This is a genomic window from Pseudomonas sp. NPDC088429 (assembly GCF_044753305.1).
Classification (GTDB): Bacteria; Pseudomonadota; Gammaproteobacteria; order Pseudomonadales; family Pseudomonadaceae; genus Aquipseudomonas; species Aquipseudomonas rustica.
Genome location: NZ_JBIVMX010000028.1, coordinates 53,175 through 71,697 on the forward strand (window position 1 = coordinate 53,175; position 18,523 = coordinate 71,697).

An 18,523-nucleotide genomic window follows, 5' to 3' on the forward strand; every position below is an offset into this window, starting at 1 on the left:
GCCCTCCCTTTCAACCGGGAGCGCGGGTTTTGTCGTTTCAGCCTCGGATCAGACGGTATCGACCTTCAACGAATGATCGTTGAGCATGCCGGTGATGATCGTCGCCGTGTCGTGCCCGCTGGCAATCATCCCGCCGGCCCCCGGTGTTACACCGTAGTGGCTGGCGAGGTTGACGCCGGCCAGGTCGATGGTCTGGTTTGGCGTGGCACCGGCCATGGCGCTGACGTCGATGCTGGTGAGCACCGACGCGCCCGTGCCGGTGACGGTGAAGTGCAGGTAGTCATCGAGCGACGCCGTGGTGCCGTTTTCACCTTGCAGCAGTTGCGACAGGTCGAGCTTGTCGGTGCCGGGGGTGAAGTCGGTGATGGTGTCGTGGCCGCTGTTGCCCTTGAGGTACTGGAAGGTGTCGGCCCCTGCTCCGCCGGTCAGGGTGTTGTTGCCCAGGCCGCCGATCAGCAAGTCGTCACCGCCGCCACCGTTGAGGATGTCGTTGCCCAGCCCACCATTGATCACGTTGTTATTGTTGTCACCGGTCAACGTGTCGTTGAAGTTCGAGCCGACGAGGTTTTCGATGCCCGTCAGGGTGTCAGTTCCGGCACCGAGGGTGTTTTGCGCACCGAGCAGGCCGAGGTTGACCGTGACGCCGGCGGTGGCGTGGGCATAGCTCGCCGTGTCCGTGCCGGTGCCGCCATCGAGAAGGTCATTGCCCGGGCCGCTGTAGAGCAAATCGTTGCCGGCGCCGCCGTGCATTTCATTGTTGCCAGAGCCTGCAGTGAGCACATCGTTGCCGTCGCCGGCGTTGATGATGTTGTTACCGGTGCCTGCAACCAGGATGTCATCGCCGGAGGTACCGGTGAGGGTGTGGCCATCCTGATAGCTGATGCTGACGTTGGCAGTGTCGCTGCCGCCATGGTTGTCGTTGGCGGTGTAGGTGCCGTTGAAGTCCGGGGTGATGTCGTGGGCCCCGGCGTAGTTGAGGGTCATGGTCAGTTGGTAGTTTTCCGCTGAGTTACCGCCGCTGCCCGTGGTGTCGTTGATGTTGGTGATATGGATTTGATAGGTCCCATTCGCGGCTGCCGTCAGCGTTTGCCCGTCTGCCAGCGTGGTGTAAGCGCCGCCATTGATCGAGTACTCCATGGTGACGTGACCGGCCGCCAGGTTGTGATCCAGATTAAGGGTCTCACCCTGACGCAGATTGACGGTGATGCGGTCTTCATCGTTGGCGTTGCTGTTGGTCACAGCACCGAGATAACCGCTGACCACCAGCACAGCGGTCATGGTTGCCGCGTTGGCACTGAACGAATTGCGCACGTTAGCCAGGTTCTGGTTGGCCGCGGTATTGGCGTTGGTGCCAGTGAAGTTGATCGCCCCGGTGCCGGTGAAGTCCGCCGCTTTCGAGATCCAACCGGTATTGAACGTCGTCGGCGTGGCGTTGAGCGTATCGCCATTCGGATCGGTGTCGTTGGCCAGCAGCAATTCGCCCGGCACCACGACGTTGCTCGACAGCACGTTGGTGATGACGTGATCGTCCGCCGCTACCGGCGGCGCATTGGGGATGACTTTCACGGTCAGCGTCGAGCTGGCGAGGTCGCCGTCGTTGTCGCTGACGGTGAAGCCGATGTTCTCGGTAATCACCACGGCGGTGGTTTTCTGCGAAGTGTAGGTGTAGTCGCCGGTGTCGAGGTTGACCACCAGCGTGCCGCCATTGTTGGTGGCAATGCTCACCGAGTTGTTTACGGTGTTGAAGGTGCCGTGGTTGGTGCCAACCGTCGCCGTCAACGAACCCTGACCGCTAAGGGCTTTCGGATCGTAGGTGTAGGTGGTGCCGTCGACGACGATGGTTTTGATAAAGCCGCCATCCGCGCCGAACGTACCGCCCTCACCCAGCAGCGAACCGGTGACCGGTGCGCCGACCACCGTGCCCGAGAGCACCGAGTTGAGTTGGTTAAGGTCGGTCACCACCACCGCGTTGGTGTTGGTGTGGGTGATGCCGTCGTAGGCGACTGGATCGAGGTTGGCGTTGCTCACGCCGCTGCCCAGGCCGATCGCGTAGTTACGAATGTTATTGGCATCGAGGAAAGCTTTCAGCGCGGTTTCATCCGCCGTGCCGATTTCCTGGCCAGTGGTCGGTTTACCGTCGGAGAAGAAGTAGCCAACATTCTGCGCGCCGGTGAGTTTGCCCGAAGTGTTGAACGCAGTCTGCATGGTCGCCACGGCGGCGTCGTAGTTGGTGCCGCCGCCCGCGGTCAAACCCGCCAGTATCGTCTTGGCAGTGGCGATATCGACCCACACCGAGGTGCGATCGGTAGCGCTGCTGCTGAAGGTCACCAGTTGCACCTTCACGTCGCCGAGATCGTCGTATTTGTCGAGCAAGGCACTAATGGCCTGCTTGGCCAGCGCCAGCCGCGACAGACCCGGCACGCCGGAGGCGTCGGCCATACTGCCGGAGATGTCGAGGACGATCAGCAGGTTGGAATCGATCTCCACCGCCGCCACCGAACGATCGGAAGCCACGGCTTTTGGCACGTCATCGACGATGTTGACGACGATGGTGCTGGTGGTGCTGTTGCCCAGTGCGTCAGTGGCTTTGTAGGTGAAACTTTCGCTGAGGCTGTTCGCCCCGTCGTTGGCGTTCGGCGAGGTTTTCGGCGCCGAAGTCAGCGTGTAGGTGTAGGTGCCGTCGGCATTCAGCTGGATCTGCCCGTAGCTGCCGGTGGCGCTGCCGACCAAGGTGTAAGTGAGCGCGCCGCTGCCGCCGGTGACCGCGCCAACCAGCGTGCCCGTCGCGGTTTCGCCGGTGTTGGTCGGCTCGCTGCCGGTGACCGTACCGGCGGCCAGATCCTGGCCATCCTTGGTCAGGTCGAGGGCTTTTTCGTAGACCGTGACGTCCTGATCGACCGAGGCAATCAGTTTGCTGTCGGCGACGTTGATGGTGATGGTCGTGGTGCTTTCATCGCCGTCGCTGTCGCGAATGGTGTAGGTGAAGGTGTCCGTCGCGCCCGGTGGGCTCACCGAGTTCGGATTGCTGTGATAAACGGCGTTGCCTGCAGCATCGAGGGTCAGGTAACCGAAGTTGCCGTTGATGTTGCTGTTGAGCCCGCCAATGGCCGAAGTGCCGGTGTTGCTGCCGGCGCGCACGCCGACCACCGCCCCGCCTGTTGCTGCGCCATCGGCGCCGGTGACGTCATTGCCCAGCACGCTGATGTTGACGGTACCGCCCTCGGCCACCGAGCCGGTGTCGGCTTTGGCAGTCGGCAGGTCATCGATGATGTTGACGTTGATCTGGCCGTTGGCAGTGCTGCCGTCGGTGTCCGTCGCCACCACGTTGAAGTTCTCGGTGAGGCTGTTGGCACCATTGGCGTTCGGGTGGGTTTCGTTGTCGACCAGGGTGTAGCTGTAACTCACGACACCGGTGGTCGGGTTGTAATTGGTGATGGTGAAGGTGCTGCCCAGCGGCGAAACCACCGATTGCGGGAAGCCTGCGGCGACACCGTTGGTCACCACGGCAATGCCGCCGACCGTCAGGGTTTGCAGGCCGTCGAGGGCGGTCACGGTGAAGGTGCCGCTTTGGGTCAGCAAAGCTGTGTTCGGGCTGGTGCCGTCGCTGAGGTTTTTCTCGTAAACGGTGAGTTCGCCGCCGTTGACGTCGAGACCGTTGAGCACCACCGGATCGTCATTGTTGTGGATGTTCAGCACCAGGTTGGCGGTGCTGACGTCGCCATCGGCATCGGTCAGGGTGTAGGTGAACGTCTCGGTGCCGTTGCCACCGCCGTGCAGATTTTTGAAGTCGGCATCATTGGTGTCCAGCGTGTAGGTGTACGAGCCGTCGGCGTTGAGCACCAGTTTGCCGTAGGTGCCGGTGAAGGTGCCGGGAGTAATCGGCCCGCTCGCGACCACGTCGGCGCCTTGCACATCGTTGGTCAGCACGTTGCCGGTGAGGGTCAACAGGCTTTCCGAAGCGCTGTTGGCGTTGCTGTCGTTCACTGCATGTGGCACGTCGTCGACGATGCTGACGACGATGGTGCTGGTGACGATATTGCCCAGCGAATCGGTGGCCTGATAGGTAAAACTTTCGGTCAGGATGTTGGCGCCGTCGTCGGCATGCGGCGTGGTGGTCGCCGGCGATGTCAGGGTGTAGGTGTACGTGCCGTTGGGGTTGAGGACGATCTGTCCGTAGTTGCCGGTGGCACTGCCGACCAATGCATAGCTGATCGCGCCAACCGCGCCAGTGACCGAGCCGACCAGGGTGCCGGACGCGGTTTCGCCGGTGTTGCTCGGGTCGCTGCCGGTGACCGTACCGGGGGCCAGATCCGCGCCGTCCTTGGTCAGGTCGAGTGCTTTCTCGAACACGGTCACATCGGTGTCGCTGGTCGCATACAGTTTGCTGTTGGCGACGTCGATGGTGATGGTTGTGGTGCTTTCATCACCGTCGGAATCGCGCACGGTGTAGGTAAACACATCCACCGCGCCCGGGCCGTTCACCGCATTGGGATTGCTGTGGTAGACGGCGTTGCCATTGGCATCCAGGGTCAGGTAGCCGTAGGTGCCGTTGATGTTGCTGTTCAGGCCACCGAGGGCCGAGGTCGACGTGTCGGCGCCGGCACGCACGCCAACCACCGCGCCGGTCGCCGCCGGGCCATCGGCGCCGCCGATATCGTTGTCGAGCACATTGCCGCTGACGGTTCCGCCCTCTGCCACCGACGCGGCATCAGGGTGGGCGCTCGGCAAATCATCGACGATGTTGACGTTGATCTGGCCGTTGGCGGTGCTGCCATCGGTGTCCGTCGCCACCACGTTGAAGTTCTCGGTGATGCTGTTGGCGCCGTTGGCGTTCGGATGGGTTTCGTTATCGACCAAGGTGTAGCTGTAGCTGACGACACCGGTGGTTTCGTTGTAACCGGTGATGGTCAGCGTGCTGCCCAACGGCGTGGTGATCGATTGTGGGAAACCTGCGGCCACGCCACCGGTCACCACGTTGATGCCGCCGACGGTCAGGGTTTGCAGACCGTCGAGAGCAGTGACGGTGAAGGTGCCGCTCGGGGTCAGCGCCGGGGTATTGGGGTCGGTGCCGTCACCGAGATTTTTCTCGTAGACCGTCAGTTCGCCGCCATTGACGTCGAGGCCGTTGAGCACCACCGGGTCGTCATTGTTATGGATGTTCAGCACCAGGTTGGCGGTGCTGGTATCGCCGTCGGAGTCGGTGATGGTGTAGGTGAAATTCTCGGTACCGTTGCCGCCGCCGTGCAGATTTTTGAAGTCGGCATCGGTGGTGTCGAGGGTGTAGGTGTACGTGCCGTTGGCGTTGAGCACCAAGGTGCCGTAAGTCCCGGTGAACGTACCGGCGGTCACCGGCCCGCTGGCGACACGGTCGGCGCCCTGCACATCGTTGGTCAGGACGTTGCCGGTCAGCGTCAGTTGGCTTTCCGACGCCGTGGTTGTATTGCTGTCGTCCAGCGCTTTAGGCAGGTCGTCGACGATGTTGACGTCGAGGGTCGCGTTGGCAGTGGTGCCGTTGTCATCGACGACGGTGACGGCAAACTGCTCTGGCAGATTGTTTGCGCCGTTCGCGGTTGGGTGCGCTTCGTTATCGACCAGGGTGTAGCTGTAACTGACGACGCCGGTGGTTTCGTTGAAACCGGTGATGGTCAGTGTGCTGCCCAATGGCGTGGTGATTGATTGCGGGAAGCCTGCTGCTACGCCATTCGTAACCACGGCGATGCCGCCAACGGTCAACGTGGTGACGCCGTCGAGTGCGGTGATGTTGAAGGTGCCGCTTTGGGTCAGCTGGGTGGAATCTGGAGTACTGCCGTCGCTGAGGTTTTTCTCGTAAACGGTGAGTTCGCCACCGTTGACGTTGAGGCCGTTGATGATCACCGGGTCGTCGTTGTTGTGGATCTGCAAGACGAGGTTTGCGGTGCTGGTATCGCCATCGGAATCGGTGATGGTGTAGGTGAAGGTTTCTGTCCCGTTGCCGCCACCGTGCAGCGCTTTGAAATCGGCGTCGGTGGTGTTCAGCGTGTAGGTGTACGTGCCGTTGGCGTTGAGCACTAATGTGCCGTAAGTCCCGGAGAACGTACCGGCGGTGATTGGGCCGGCATTCGGGCCGGCAGGTACGCGATCGGCGCCTTGTACGTCGTTGGTCAGTACGTTGCCGGACAGGCTCAGCAGGGTTTCTGAGGCGGTGCCGGCGTTGCTGTCGTCCACGCCTTTTGGCAGGTCGTCGATGATGTTTACATCGAGGGTCGCATTGGCGGTGGTGCCGTTGTCATCGACGACGGTGACGGCGAACTGCTCTGGCAGATTGTTTGCGCCGTTAGCGGTTGCGTGCGCTTCGTTATCGACCAGGGTGTAGCTGTAGCTGACGACGCCGGTGGTTTCGTTGAAACCGGTGATGGTCAGTGTGCTACCCAGCGGGGTGGTGATTGATTGCGGGAAGCCTGCGGCTACGCCGTTGGTGACCACGGCGATGCCGCCCACGGTCAGCGTGGTCACGCCGTCGAGTGCGGTGATGTTGAAGGTGCCGCTTTGGGTCAGTGCGCCGGAGTCTGGTGCGCTGCCGTCGCTGAGGTTTTTTTCGTAAACAGTCAGCTCGCCGCCATTCACGTCGAGGCCGTTGATGATCACCGGGTCGTCGTTGTTGTGGATCTGCAAGACGAGGTTTGCGGTGCTGGTGTCGCCGTCGGAATCGGTGATGGTGTAGGTGAAGGTTTCTGTTCCGTTGCCGCCACCGTGCAACGCTTTGAAATCAGCATCAGTGGTGTTGAGGGTGTAGGTGTAAGTGCCGTTGGCGTTGAGCACCAATGTGCCGTAAGTCCCGGAGAAAGTACCGGCGGTGATTGGCCCGGCATTCTCGCCGATGACCACACGGTCGGCGCCCTGCACATCGTTGGTCAACACGTTGCCAGTGAGCGACAGATTGGTTTCCGAGGCGGTGCCTGCGTTCGAGTCATCCACGCCTTTTGGCAAGTCATCGACGATATTCACATCGAGGGTCGCGTTGGCGGTGGTGCCGTTGTCATCGACGACGGTGACGGCGAACTGCTCAGGCAAATTGTTCGCGCCGTTCGCGGTTGGGTGCGCTTCGTTATCGACCAGGGTGTAGCTGTAGCTGACGACGCCGGTGGTTTCGTTGAAACCGGTGATGGTCAGTGTGCTGCCCAATGGCGTGGTGATTGATTGTGGGAAACCTGCTGCTACGCCGTTGGTGACGACGGCGATGCCGCCAACGGTCAACGTGGTCACGCCGTCCAGCGCAGTGATGTTGAAGGTGCCGCTTTGCGTCAATGCACCGGAGTCTGGTGCGCTGCCGTCGCTGAGGTTTTTCTCGTAAACGGTGAGTTCGCCGCCGTTAACATCCAGACCACCGATTACCACTGGATCGTCGTTGTTATGAATCTGCAAGACGAGGTTCGCGGTGCTGGTATCGCCATCGGAATCGGTGATGGTGTAGGTGAAGTTTTCAGTACCGTTGCCGCCACCGTGCAGCGCTTTGAAATCGGCATCGCTGGTGTTCAGCGTGTAGGTGTAAGTGCCGTTGGCGTTGAGCACCAAAGTCCCGTAAGTCCCCGCAAACGTGCCGGCAGTGATCGGCCCGGCAGTCTCGCCAGTGACCACGCGGTCGGCGCCCTGCACATCGTTGGTCAGCACGTTGCCGGTGAGGCTGAGATTGGTCTCCGAGGCGGTGCCGGTATTGCTGTCATCCACCGCTTTTGGCAGGTCGTCGATGATGTTCACATCGAGCGTGGCATTGGCAGTGGTGCCGTTGTCATCGACGACGGTGACGGCGAATTGCTCTGGCAGAGTGTTCGCGCCATTGGCGTTCGGATGCGCTTCGTTATCGACCAGGGTGTAGCTGTAACTGACCACGCCGGTCGCCGCGTTGAACCCGGTAATGGTCAACGTGCTGCCCAGCGGCGTCGTCACCGATTGCGGAAAACCAGCCGCGACACCGTTGGTGACCACGGCAATGCCGCCGACGGTTAGCGTGGTGACGCCATCGAGTGCAGTAACGGTGAAGCTGCCATTTTGCGTCAGCGCTGCCGAATCAGGTGAACTGCCCAGGGCCAGGTTTTTCTCGAAAACCGTCAGCTCGCCGCCCGCAATATTCAAACCGCCGAGGGTCACCGGGTCGTCGTTGTTGTGGATCTGCAAAACCAGATTCGCGGTGCTGCTATCGCCGTCCGAATCGGTGAGGGTATAGGCGAAGGTTTCGGTGCCGTTGCCACCGCCGTGCAGCGCTTTGAAATCGGCGTCACTGGTGTTGAGCGTGTAGGTATAAGTGCCATTGGCGTTCAGCACCAGGGTGCCGTAAGTGCCGGTGAACGTGCCGGGCGTCACCGGGCCGGTGGCCACGCGGTCAGCGCCTTGCACATCGTTGGTCAGCACGTTGCCGGTCAGCGTCAGCAAGGTTTCCGAAGCGGTTGAGCTGTTGCTGTCATCCACTGCGCGCGGCACGTCGTCGGTGATGTTGACGTCGAGCGTACCGGTCGCGGTATCGCCATTGCTGTCGCCGGCAACCACGGTGAATTGTTCACTGAGGTTGTTCGCGCCATCGCCCGCTGCATGGGTGTCGTTGCCGTTGAGGGTATAGCTGTAGGTGACGACACCGGTGCTCGCGTTGTAGCCGGTGATGGTCAGGGTGTTGCCCAATTGCGTGGTGATCGACTGCGGGAAACCGACCGCTACACCACCGTTGACCAGGCTGATGCCGCCGACGCTGAGGCTGCTCAAACCATCCGGCGCGTTAACGGTGAAGCTGCCACTTTGGGTCAGCGCTGCCGGATTGGCGGCCGAGCCGTCGGGCAGATTGGCTTCGTTGAGATTCAGCTCGCCACCCGGTACGGACAGGCCGTTGAGGGTCACCAGATTGTTGACCGGTGGCGGCACGATCACTGGCGTGTCGTCGCCGTTGTCGATCACCACGTTGTGGCGTTCTTCAGGGAATTCAGGGATGCCGCCAAACCCGGCGGTGGGGAATCCGATGATCGGATCAACGCGCCCGCCGACTTCCGTCAGCAAGACAAAACTGTGACCACCGCCCGCTTCACCCGGCGCGCCACCCGGAGCGTTTGGCCCAGCGGCAGTGGCTTCAGCGGTTTTCGACGGGTCATCACCGGCGGCGATGGCTTTCTGGATTTGCTCGACGTCGGTCAGTTGCGCTTCGCTCGGCGTCACCGCCTCGGCCGCGTTCACGTGCGCGGCCTGATCGGCGAGCAGTTGCCCGGACAGGGTCATGCTGCTGCCGCGCCCAAGGGTTAGCTCTTTGCCATTTTGCAGATGAACGGCAACGGCGCCTTCGGCCCCGGTGATCAATTGATCGCCGGCAAACAGCCGATCGCCTTCGACCAGCGCGCGTTTTGTGCCGTCCGCTGCCTGTGCGAAAACCTGACCAATGACTTTAGTGACGGTACCGATGAGCGTTGCCATGTGAATTCCTCCGCTGCCGACCACTGTCGGCACTGGTTAACGAAGTAGCCCATGGCTCAATCGGGTTGCCGTGGCGACGCTCGCGCCTTCGACAGTTCGTTCGCAGGTTGCGCCGTTCAGGAAAAATCAGTGCTATCAAGCACTTGAAAAACCTGATCAATGCAGCAAACCCACGAGCGCTACGTAACGCCGGTGAATCACTCGAGTGACAAAAATCTGTCGCTCCCCAGCCGCTACGCGTCCCTCCCCTTCAGCAGTACTTCGCCGTATGTCGCAAAGTGAATGGAACTTTCCTCAAGCCTTTCTGCGCTCCCTAGCGCGCATAAAACAAAGGCTTTCGAGCTGAACAATGTGCCGGATTTTACAAACCGCATAAGTTTTTTTCGGAATAAGCCTTATGAAAATTTTTTCTTAGCTACGCTTCATTATGTTCTTAGCTCTGTTGTTACAAGAGTGAAACGCTTTCCACTAAAAATATCGTCAAATTTTTGGCGACAGTAACACACCATCAGGACTCAGGGAGATGCACCCATGCGCGTTTTAACCCCCCTCTGCAGCGCGGTTTTGCTGGCCATGGCTTGCACATCCCAAGCCCAGGCCATGAACCTCACCGAGGCGATCCAAAGCACCATCGCCACCCACCCGGAACTCGCTTCGCGCGTGGACGCACGCCTGTCGGCTGATGAACAAGTCAAAGTCGCCAAGGGCGGTTTCTATCCGTCCGTCGATTTGAACGCCGCGTATGGCCGTGGCTACAGCGACAACACCAACACCCGCGCCTTCGGTAACCACGACACACGAATTCTCAACTACACCCAATCCGAGCTGCGCTTGCGGCAAATGCTGTTCGACGGTTTCAACACCGCCAACGAGGTTGAGCGCACAAAAGGCGTGTCCAATTCGCGCGCCTACTACGCGCAAGGCACCGCTCAGGATCTGGCCCTGCGCACCATCGAGGTCTACCTCGAAGTGCTCAAGCGCCGCGAACTGGTGACCCTGGCCACGAACAACCTGCAAGCGCACTTGCGCGTCAACGACCAGATTGGCCTGCGCACCGAGCGCGGCATCGGCAGCACCGCCGACTCCGATCAATCGGTGGCGCGTAAAGCGCTGGCGCAAAACAACCTCGACACCGCTGAAGTCGATCTCGCGGATGCCGAGTCGAACTTCTTCAGCGTTGTCGGGCGCATGCCTGATGAACTGGAAGCCCCGGCCACGACCCGTGGCGAGTTGCCGACCACCCTGCCGGAAGCCCAGCAGAGCATGGTCGAAAACAACCCGTACCTGAAATCGGCGCAGGCCGACGTGCAATCGGCTGAGAGCCAATACGAAGTCGCCAAGTCGCCGTTCTACCCACGCTTCGACGCTGAAGCAGCGGTGGGCGCGAACAACAACGTGCAGGGCGATGAAGGCCACGACAACGAATGGCGTGTCGGCGTGATCATGAACTACAACCTGTTCCGTGGCGGCAGCGACAAGGCGCGACTGGCCTCCGATGCGCACCAGATCAATCAGGCGATGGACATCCGCAACAACGCCCTGCGTCAGCTCAACGAGAACATTCACTTGGCCTGGAACGCCATGCTCAACGCGAAGAAACAGACTCCGACCGCCCGCGAATACGCGGAAACCACCAAGCGTGTGCGCGCCGCGTATCAGGATCAGTTCGGCCTCGGCCAACGCACCCTGCTCGACTTGCTCGACAGTGAAAACGAGCTCTACAACGCCAACCGTCGTTACACCGAAATCCGCTACACCGAGGAATATTCGATGTACCGCGTGCTGGCGAACATGGGCCAGTTGCTGAGCAAACAACGGGTGGTGCTGCCCGCCGATGCGATCGCCTCCAGCGAAGTGAAAAACGAAGCCCGCCTCCCAGAGCTGAAATAACCCCTCTGTAGGAGCTGCCGAAGGCTGCATGATCGTTCCCACGTTCTGCGTGGGAACGATCATGCAGCAGGGTTGATGTGGGTGTCCGAGCCAGTTCAAAGGAGCGATCAATATGACCAGCATGGAACCCGGCAACTCTGGGGTCGATCCGCGGCTGAGCTTCGATGATCCGTTACTCGACGGTCTGTTGATTCTCTGCAAACTGCACGGCGCGACAGTCAGTCGCGCCAGCCTGAGTGCCGGGCTGCCGCTGAACAAACAACGTCTGAGCCTCGATTTGTTACCCCGCGCTGCTGCTCGTGCAGGTTTGCAGGCGCGGATGTTGCGCCGTGAACTCAAAGACATCTCACCACTGAACCTGCCAATTCTGTTGTTGCTCAACGACGGCCGCACCGCCGTGTTGCGGCGCTTCGGCGATGACGGCAAAGCGCTGATTCTGCCCAGCGAAGCCGATGGCGGCGAGCAATGGGTCAGCCGTGAAGAACTCACCGAACACTACAGCGGCCAGGCCTTGTTCGCCCGGCCGCGCCACGAACTCGAAGACCTGCGCTCGCCGCTGGTGCCGCGCGTGCATGCCTGGTTTCGCGATACCCTGAAGCTGTCGAAATGGCTTTACGGCGACGCAATTCTCGCCAGTTTCCTGATCAACCTGCTGGGCCTGATGGTGCCGCTGTTCGTCATGCAGACCTACGACCGCGTGGTGCCAAACCAAGCGACGTCGACCTTGTGGGTGTTGTCGATCGGCCTGTTGATCGGCACCGGTTTCGAACTGGTGCTGCGCGTGGTGCGTGCGCACTTGCTCGACACCGCCGGCAAGAAAACCGATGTGATCCTTTCTGCGACTTTATTCGAACGCATCACCGGCATGTCGATGAAGGCAAGGCCAGCGACCATCGGCGGTTTCGCCCAGAGCATTCATGACTTTCAGGGTCTGCGTGAATTCCTCACCGCCGTCACCCTGACCAGCCTGATCGACCTGCCCTTCGTCGTGCTGATGCTGGTGGTGATAGGCCTCCTCGGCGGCTGGCTGGTGGTGATTCCGATGTTGGCGTTTCCGATCACGATCATCTTCGCCCTGGCGATTCAGGTGCGCCTGCGTGACACCGTGCAGAAAAGCCTGAGCCTCGGCGCCGAACGCCAGGCCGTGCTGATCGAAACACTCGGCGGTCTGGAAACCCTCAAGGCCTGCAGCGCCGAAAGCGAGCGCCAGCACAAATGGGAAAGCACCCACGGCGCCCTCACCCGCCTCGACAGCCATGCGCGCAATCTCTCGGCGCTGGCAACCAACGGCACATTGTTCATTCAGCAGTTCTCGGGGATGGCGACGATTGTCGCCGGGGTTTACAGCATCATCGCCGGCAACCTCAGCGTTGGTGCGCTGGTCGCCAGCTACATGCTCGGCAGCCGCGTACTCGCGCCGCTGGGGCAGATCGCCGGGCTGATCACCCGTTATCAGCAAGCGCAATTGACCATGAAAAGCACCGACGCGCTGATGTCGTTGCCACAGGAACGTGACGGCAAACAGCGGCCGCTGGAACGCACGCAACTGCAAGGCGCCCTGGACGTCAGCGGCGTGACCTTTCACTACAACGGCCAGAATGCGCCGGCCCTGAGCAACATCAGCTTCAGCCTCAAGGCCGGCGAACGGGTTGGCATTATCGGTCGCAGTGGCTCGGGTAAAAGCACCTTGGCGCGATTGGTCATGGGTTTCTATGAGCCAGAAGAAGGCCAGTTGCTGCTCGACGGTCTCGACCTGCGGCAACTGGATGTCGCGGATCTGCGCCAGCAAATCGGCTATGTCGCCCACGACCTGCCGCTGCTGGCCGGCAGCTTGCGCGATAACCTCACCCTCGGCGCACGCTACGTCAGCGATTCGCGGATGCTTGAAGTGGCTGAGCTGACCGGCGTTACCGAACTCGCTCGCCAGCATCCGCAAGGTTTTGATCGGCCGGTCGGTGAGCGCGGGCAATTGCTGTCCGGCGGCCAACGCCAAGCGGTATTGCTCGCGCGTTCGCTGTTGCTCGACCCGCCGATCATGCTCCTCGACGAACCCACCAGCGCCATGGACAACAGCAGCGAAGACATCCTGCGCCAGAAACTTCATGGCTGGGTGCAAGGCAAAACCCTGCTGCTGGTCACCCACCGCACCTCGATGCTGAGCCTGGTGGATCGGCTGCTGGTACTCGACAACGGCCGGATCGTCGCCGACGGCCCGAAAGAAGCAGTCATCGAAGCACTGCGCAAGGGCCGCGTCGGCTCTGCGGCGGTGTAGATGCTTAACCATAATTTATGGCTTACACAAAAAAGTGCCCTGCATTGCACAAAACCTGTGCCTTACACAAAACCTGTGGCGAGGGGATTTATCCCCGTTTGGGTGCGCAGCGCCCACAAGATTTTTGGGGTTGCTGCGCAACCCAACGGGGATAAATCCCCTCGCCACAGGAAACCTTTTTGGCCACAGGAATTTTCTGTGGCCACTGGGAAATTCTCAGGCCAAAGGGAGTTCTCTGGTTACAGATACGCGCCCCTGGCCACTAATGGGTCATCCAGTTTGATGTTTCTTAATTGAGGGGTATCGCCCCATGTCGGCATCTTCAGATAGCAAATCTCGCGGCTACTTCGACAGTTTCGGCAAAAGCGCCGAGGCTGAGTTCATGCCGGAAACCGCCGGGGCCGCGTTGCAGGATTCGCCGCGCTGGTCGCGGATCACCGTGTGGCTGGCAGCAGGGCTGCTGATCAGTGCGGTGGTCTGGGCCAAATTCGCCGTGCTCGAAGAAGTGACCATGGGCGAAGGCAAGGCGATTCCGTCGAGCAAGATTCAGGTGATCCAGAATCTTGAGGGCGGCATCGTTACCGAGATCTTCGTGCGTGAAGGGCAAATGGTGAACAAGGGCGACACCCTGCTGCGTCTGGATGACACGCGCTTCCGTTCGAACAAAGGCGAGAGCGAGGCCGATCGTTATGCGCTGACGGCGCAGGTCGAAAGACTGTCGGCCGAAGCGGAAGGCCGGCCGTTCAAGCTCTCCGATGAAGTGGTCGCCAAAGCACCGCAAGTCGCTGAAGACGAGCGCTCGCTGTATGACCAACGCCAGCGCCGACTGGCCAGTGAACAACGAACCCTCAGCGAACAACTGCGGCAGAAAACCCAGGAACTGGCGGAATTTCGTTCCAAGCAGGGCCAGTTCAGTTCCAGTTTGGCCTTGCTGCAGCAAGAGATGAACATGTCCGAACCGCTGGTGAAAACCGGCGCGGTGTCGCCGGTGGAAATCTTGCGATTGAAGCGCAGCGCGGTGGAGATCCGAGGTTCGCTGAACGCCACCACACTCGCCATTCCCCGCGCCGAATCGGCGATTGCCGAGATCCGCAGCAAGATCGACGAATCCGAACAAACCTTCCGCTCCGAAGCCGCCAAAGAGCTAAACGAGAAACGCACCGACCTGTCAAAAATCACCGCGACCAGCATCGCCATCGACGACCGGGTCACCCGCACCACCGTGACTTCACCGGTGCACGGCGTGATCAAGCAATTGAAGGTCAACACCATCGGCGGCGTGGTGCAGCCGGGCAGCGACATGGTTGAAATCGTGCCGCTGGAGGACAACCTGCTGATCGAAGCCAAAGTGCGCCCGCAGGACGTGGCGTTTCTGCATCCGGGGCAGAAGGCGATGGTCAAGTTCAGTGCTTATGACTACACGATTTACGGCGGGCTGAGCGCCAAGCTTGAGTTGATCGGCGCGGACACGATTACTGATGACAAGGGCAACAGCTTTTACCTGATTCAGGTGCGCACCGATAAAAACCATTTGGGCGGGGATGTGAAACCGTTGCTGATTATTCCGGGGATGGTGGCGACGGTGGACATTATTACCGGCGAGAAGAGTGTGCTGGATTACTTGCTGAAACCGGTGCTGAAGGCGCGGACTGAGGCGATGCGCGAGCGGTAGCGAATGATCGTTCCCACGCTCCGCGTGGGAATGCCGCCCGGGACGCTCCTCGTCCCTTCGCGACTGTGACGCAGAGCGTCACTGGATGCATTCCCACGCAGAGCGTGGGAACGATCATCTATCGCCATGATTACGCTGAAAGGTCTCCTCCCCCATCGCCGCAATCTGCCCCTCGATCAACGCTTCAAACGGCTTGAGCAACGGCTCAAACGAAACCGGCGCCTCCAGCGTTTGCAATGCCTGCACAATCGCCTCAACCGTCGACAATGCCCCCGGCCCCGGGGCCTTGCGCAACCGATAGCGCGACACCCCGCCCTCGGCCAGCGTCACCCGTGGCAACGCCGCCAGCAGTGGATTGAGGTGCAGCATCTTGCGCGCTTTACGCCACGTTCCATCAGGCACCACCAGTAACAACGGCTCATCCGACTCAGCGTAAGCCTGCATCGGCTGCGCATCATCGGCGGGAAACAACAACCGCGCCCGATACCCCGGCTGATTCAGCAGCCTCGGCAAATCCTCAAACACCTCACCCACAATCAGCTCGGCATTGCTCAACCCCAACGCCGCCAATCGCGCGGTGTTCAACGCATGATTGACCTCGCTCGGATGCTGCAACAGCAACACTCGCGTGCGGCTGTCGAGGCTGGGGATCAGCGGGCACAGGCAATGGGTTTGTGGGCGCAGGCAGCGCGGGCATTGAGGTCTGGACATACTTCTTTTTCCTACAAGCTAAGCCTGATTGAGCTGTGCTTTGAGCAAATCGCGGAAGGTCTGGATCAGCGGCTCACGGCTACGGCCCCGGCGCATGATCATCGAGAACGGCGCCTGATAACCGAACGTCGCCGGCAGCAGAACCCGCAAATCCCCTTTGTCGGCCCACGCCTGCGCGTAGTGCTCCGGCAAGTAACCAATGTAGGCGCCGGACAGCACCAGAATCAGCTGCGCCTCCATACTTTCCACGGTCGCAGCGCTGTGCTTGAAACCGTGACGCGCCAGCTCGGCCTGACTCCAATAACCACGACCGACCATGCGCTGCTGGGTGATGACTTGCTCGGGGATGCGCCGCTCGTTGAACAACGGATGGCGGCTGCTGCAATACAACCAGTGCTGCTCGCGGTACAGCGGCATGTAGACCAGACCGCTCATCCGTGTGGAGAACGCGCCGATGGCCAGGTCGAGGCGATTGTCCTGCACACCGAGTTGCAATTCGTACGGGCTCATCACCGATAAGTGCAAATGCACCGCCGGGTGTTCCTGACTGTAGCCGCCAATGGCTTCGGCGAACGGCAAGGCCTTGTCGCTGACCGTGGAGTCGATCACGCCGAGGTTGAGCGTGCCGCGCAATTCGCCCTTGAGCGCGGCGGCGTATTGCTCGAACCCTTCGAGTTCGGCGAGCAGGCGCAGGGTTTCCTGATGGAACAGCTCACCCTTGCTGGTCAGGCTGAACCCGCCGCGTCCGCGATGGCACAGCACCAGACCGAGCGCGGCTTCGAGCTGGCTCATGTAGGTGCTGATCGCCGAGGTCGACAGGTTGAGTTCCTGCTGCGCATTGGCGAAACCCTGATGCCGCACGACGCTGACGAAGATGCGCAATAGTTTCAGGTCGGGTAAAGCGTTGGCCATGCGGCTCTCCAAACATCGGACTTTTCCCCTGTAGGAGCTGCCGAAGGCTGCGATCTTTTGATCTTTGTTTTTAGGGTCAAGATCAAAAGATCGCAGCCTTCGGCAGCTCCTACAGGGATATTTAACCAGGTAAAGAGTCTATCCCGGGCCTCGCCATTAGTTTAGAAAAATCTGAACTAAGTATTTGCCCGTAGCGATTCTTTCCCCTCACTACATTTCGCATCATCGGCCCCACAGCGGCGTCCGAACCTGTGCTCAACGGCGCGCCGATATAAATAAAACAAAGACGATGAGGCCCTACCCGTGGACAAGATTCTTCACCAACCACTGGGCGGCAACGAAATGCCGCGCTTCGGCGGCATCGCCACCATGCTCCGACTTCCCCATGTACCGACCGCTGCCGGCCTGGACGCTGCCTTCGTAGGCGTGCCACTGGACATCGGTACTTCGCTGCGCCCCGGCACCCGCTTCGGGCCACGCGACATTCGCACCGAATCGGTGATGATCCGCCCTTACAACATGGCGACCGGCGCTGCGCCGTTCGACTCGCTGGCCGTGGCCGACATCGGCGACGTGGCGATCAACACCTTCAACCTGCTCGACGCCGTGCGCATCATCGAAGAAGCCTACGACAACATCCTCGAGCACAACGTGATCCCGATGACCCTGGGTGGCGACCACACCATCACCCTGCCGATCCTGCGTGCGATTCATAAAAAGCATGGCAAGGTCGGTCTGGTGCACATCGATGCCCACGCGGACGTCAACGATCACATGTTCGGCGAGAAAATCGCCCACGGCACCACCTTCCGCCGCGCGGTTGAAGAAGGTCTGCTCGATTGCGACCGTGTCGTGCAGATCGGTCTGCGCGCTCAGGGTTACACCGCTGACGACTTCAACTGGAGCCGCGATCAGGGCTTCCGCGTGGTTCAGGCCGAAGAGTGCTGGCACAAGTCGCTGGCACCGCTGATGGCTGAAGTGCGCGAGAAAGTCGGCGGCGGCCCGGTGTACCTCAGCTTCGACATCGACGGCATCGATCCGGCCTGGGCACCTGGCACCGGCACCCCGGAAATCGGCGGTCTGACGACCATTCAGGCGATTGAAATCGTTCGCGGCTGCCAAGGCCTCGACTTGATCGGTTGCGATCTGGTAGAAGTCTCGCCCGCTTACGACACCACCGGCAACACTTCGCTGCTGGCCGCCAACCTGCTGTACGAAATGCTCTGCGTACTGCCAGGCGTGGTTCACCGCTGAGGGTTGCGTCATGAACGAACGTGATCAGGTTCTGCAAGCGGCCGCCGAGCTGGTGGCTGCCTTTGCCCGTAATGATCGCGAGGCTTACTTCGGCGCGTTCAGCGCCGATGCAAGTTTCGTTTTCTACACCCTCGAACAGCCGTTGCTGTCGCGCGATGCCTATCAGGCCTTGTGGGACAGCTGGCGCGCCGAGGATGGCTTCGAGGTGCTTGCGTGTACCTCGAGCAACGCCTTCGTCAGCCTGCAAGGTGACGTGGCGATTTTCATCCATGACGTGGCCACCGAGCTGCGCATGCAAGGGGAGCACCACTTCACCCAGGAGCGCGAGACGAATGTGTACACGACACAAGCGACGAGCCAAGACCACCACGGCCATAGGCTGCCCC

Annotated in this window: 8 protein-coding genes; 5 read left to right on the forward strand and 3 right to left on the reverse strand. The window is 60.7% G+C overall.

What is annotated here, in order from left to right:
* Positions 1-48 precede the first annotated feature (48 nt).
* Positions 49-9,426 carry a retention module-containing protein gene (locus tag ACIP66_RS15860; protein ID WP_400649078.1) on the reverse strand — a complete coding sequence of 3,126 codons (9,378 nt, stop codon included), beginning with the start codon at positions 9,424-9,426 and terminating at the stop codon, positions 49-51.
* Positions 9,427-9,957: 531 nt separating this feature from the next.
* On the opposite strand from ACIP66_RS15860, the gene ACIP66_RS15865 reads away from it, so the two are divergent.
* From ACIP66_RS15865 to ACIP66_RS15875, 3 genes are all read left to right on the forward strand, one after another.
* Positions 9,958-11,316 carry a TolC family outer membrane protein gene (locus ACIP66_RS15865; protein ID WP_053118214.1) on the forward strand — a complete coding sequence of 453 codons (1,359 nt, stop codon included), beginning with the start codon at positions 9,958-9,960 and terminating at the stop codon, positions 11,314-11,316.
* Positions 11,317-11,428: 112 nt separating this feature from the next.
* Positions 11,429-13,588: a type I secretion system permease/ATPase gene (locus ACIP66_RS15870; RefSeq protein ID WP_400649080.1), complete on the forward strand. Its 2,160-nt coding sequence runs from the start codon at positions 11,429-11,431 to the stop codon at positions 13,586-13,588.
* Positions 13,589-13,898: 310 nt separating this feature from the next.
* Positions 13,899-15,260 carry an HlyD family type I secretion periplasmic adaptor subunit gene (locus ACIP66_RS15875; RefSeq protein ID WP_053118210.1) on the forward strand — a complete coding sequence of 454 codons (1,362 nt, stop codon included), beginning with the start codon at positions 13,899-13,901 and terminating at the stop codon, positions 15,258-15,260.
* 114 nt (positions 15,261-15,374) lie between these two features.
* Here ACIP66_RS15875 and ACIP66_RS15880 read toward each other — a convergent pair whose 3' ends face one another.
* On the reverse strand, positions 15,375-15,971 hold the full coding sequence (locus ACIP66_RS15880; RefSeq protein ID WP_400649082.1) for a tRNA-uridine aminocarboxypropyltransferase: 597 nt from the start codon (positions 15,969-15,971) through the stop codon (positions 15,375-15,377).
* An 18-nt stretch (positions 15,972-15,989) separates the two neighbouring features.
* On the reverse strand, positions 15,990-16,883 hold the full coding sequence (locus tag ACIP66_RS15885; RefSeq protein WP_053118206.1) for a LysR family transcriptional regulator: 894 nt from the start codon (positions 16,881-16,883) through the stop codon (positions 15,990-15,992).
* Positions 16,884-17,186: 303 nt separating this feature from the next.
* On the opposite strand from ACIP66_RS15885, the gene speB reads away from it, so the two are divergent.
* Both speB and ACIP66_RS15895 read left to right on the forward strand, forming a co-directional pair.
* On the forward strand, positions 17,187-18,137 hold the full coding sequence (speB, locus tag ACIP66_RS15890; protein WP_008086245.1) for an agmatinase: 951 nt from the start codon (positions 17,187-17,189) through the stop codon (positions 18,135-18,137).
* A 10-nt stretch (positions 18,138-18,147) separates the two neighbouring features.
* Positions 18,148-18,523: nuclear transport factor 2 family protein (locus tag ACIP66_RS15895; protein WP_400649084.1), on the forward strand; the 376-nt coding region annotated here is incomplete at its 3' end.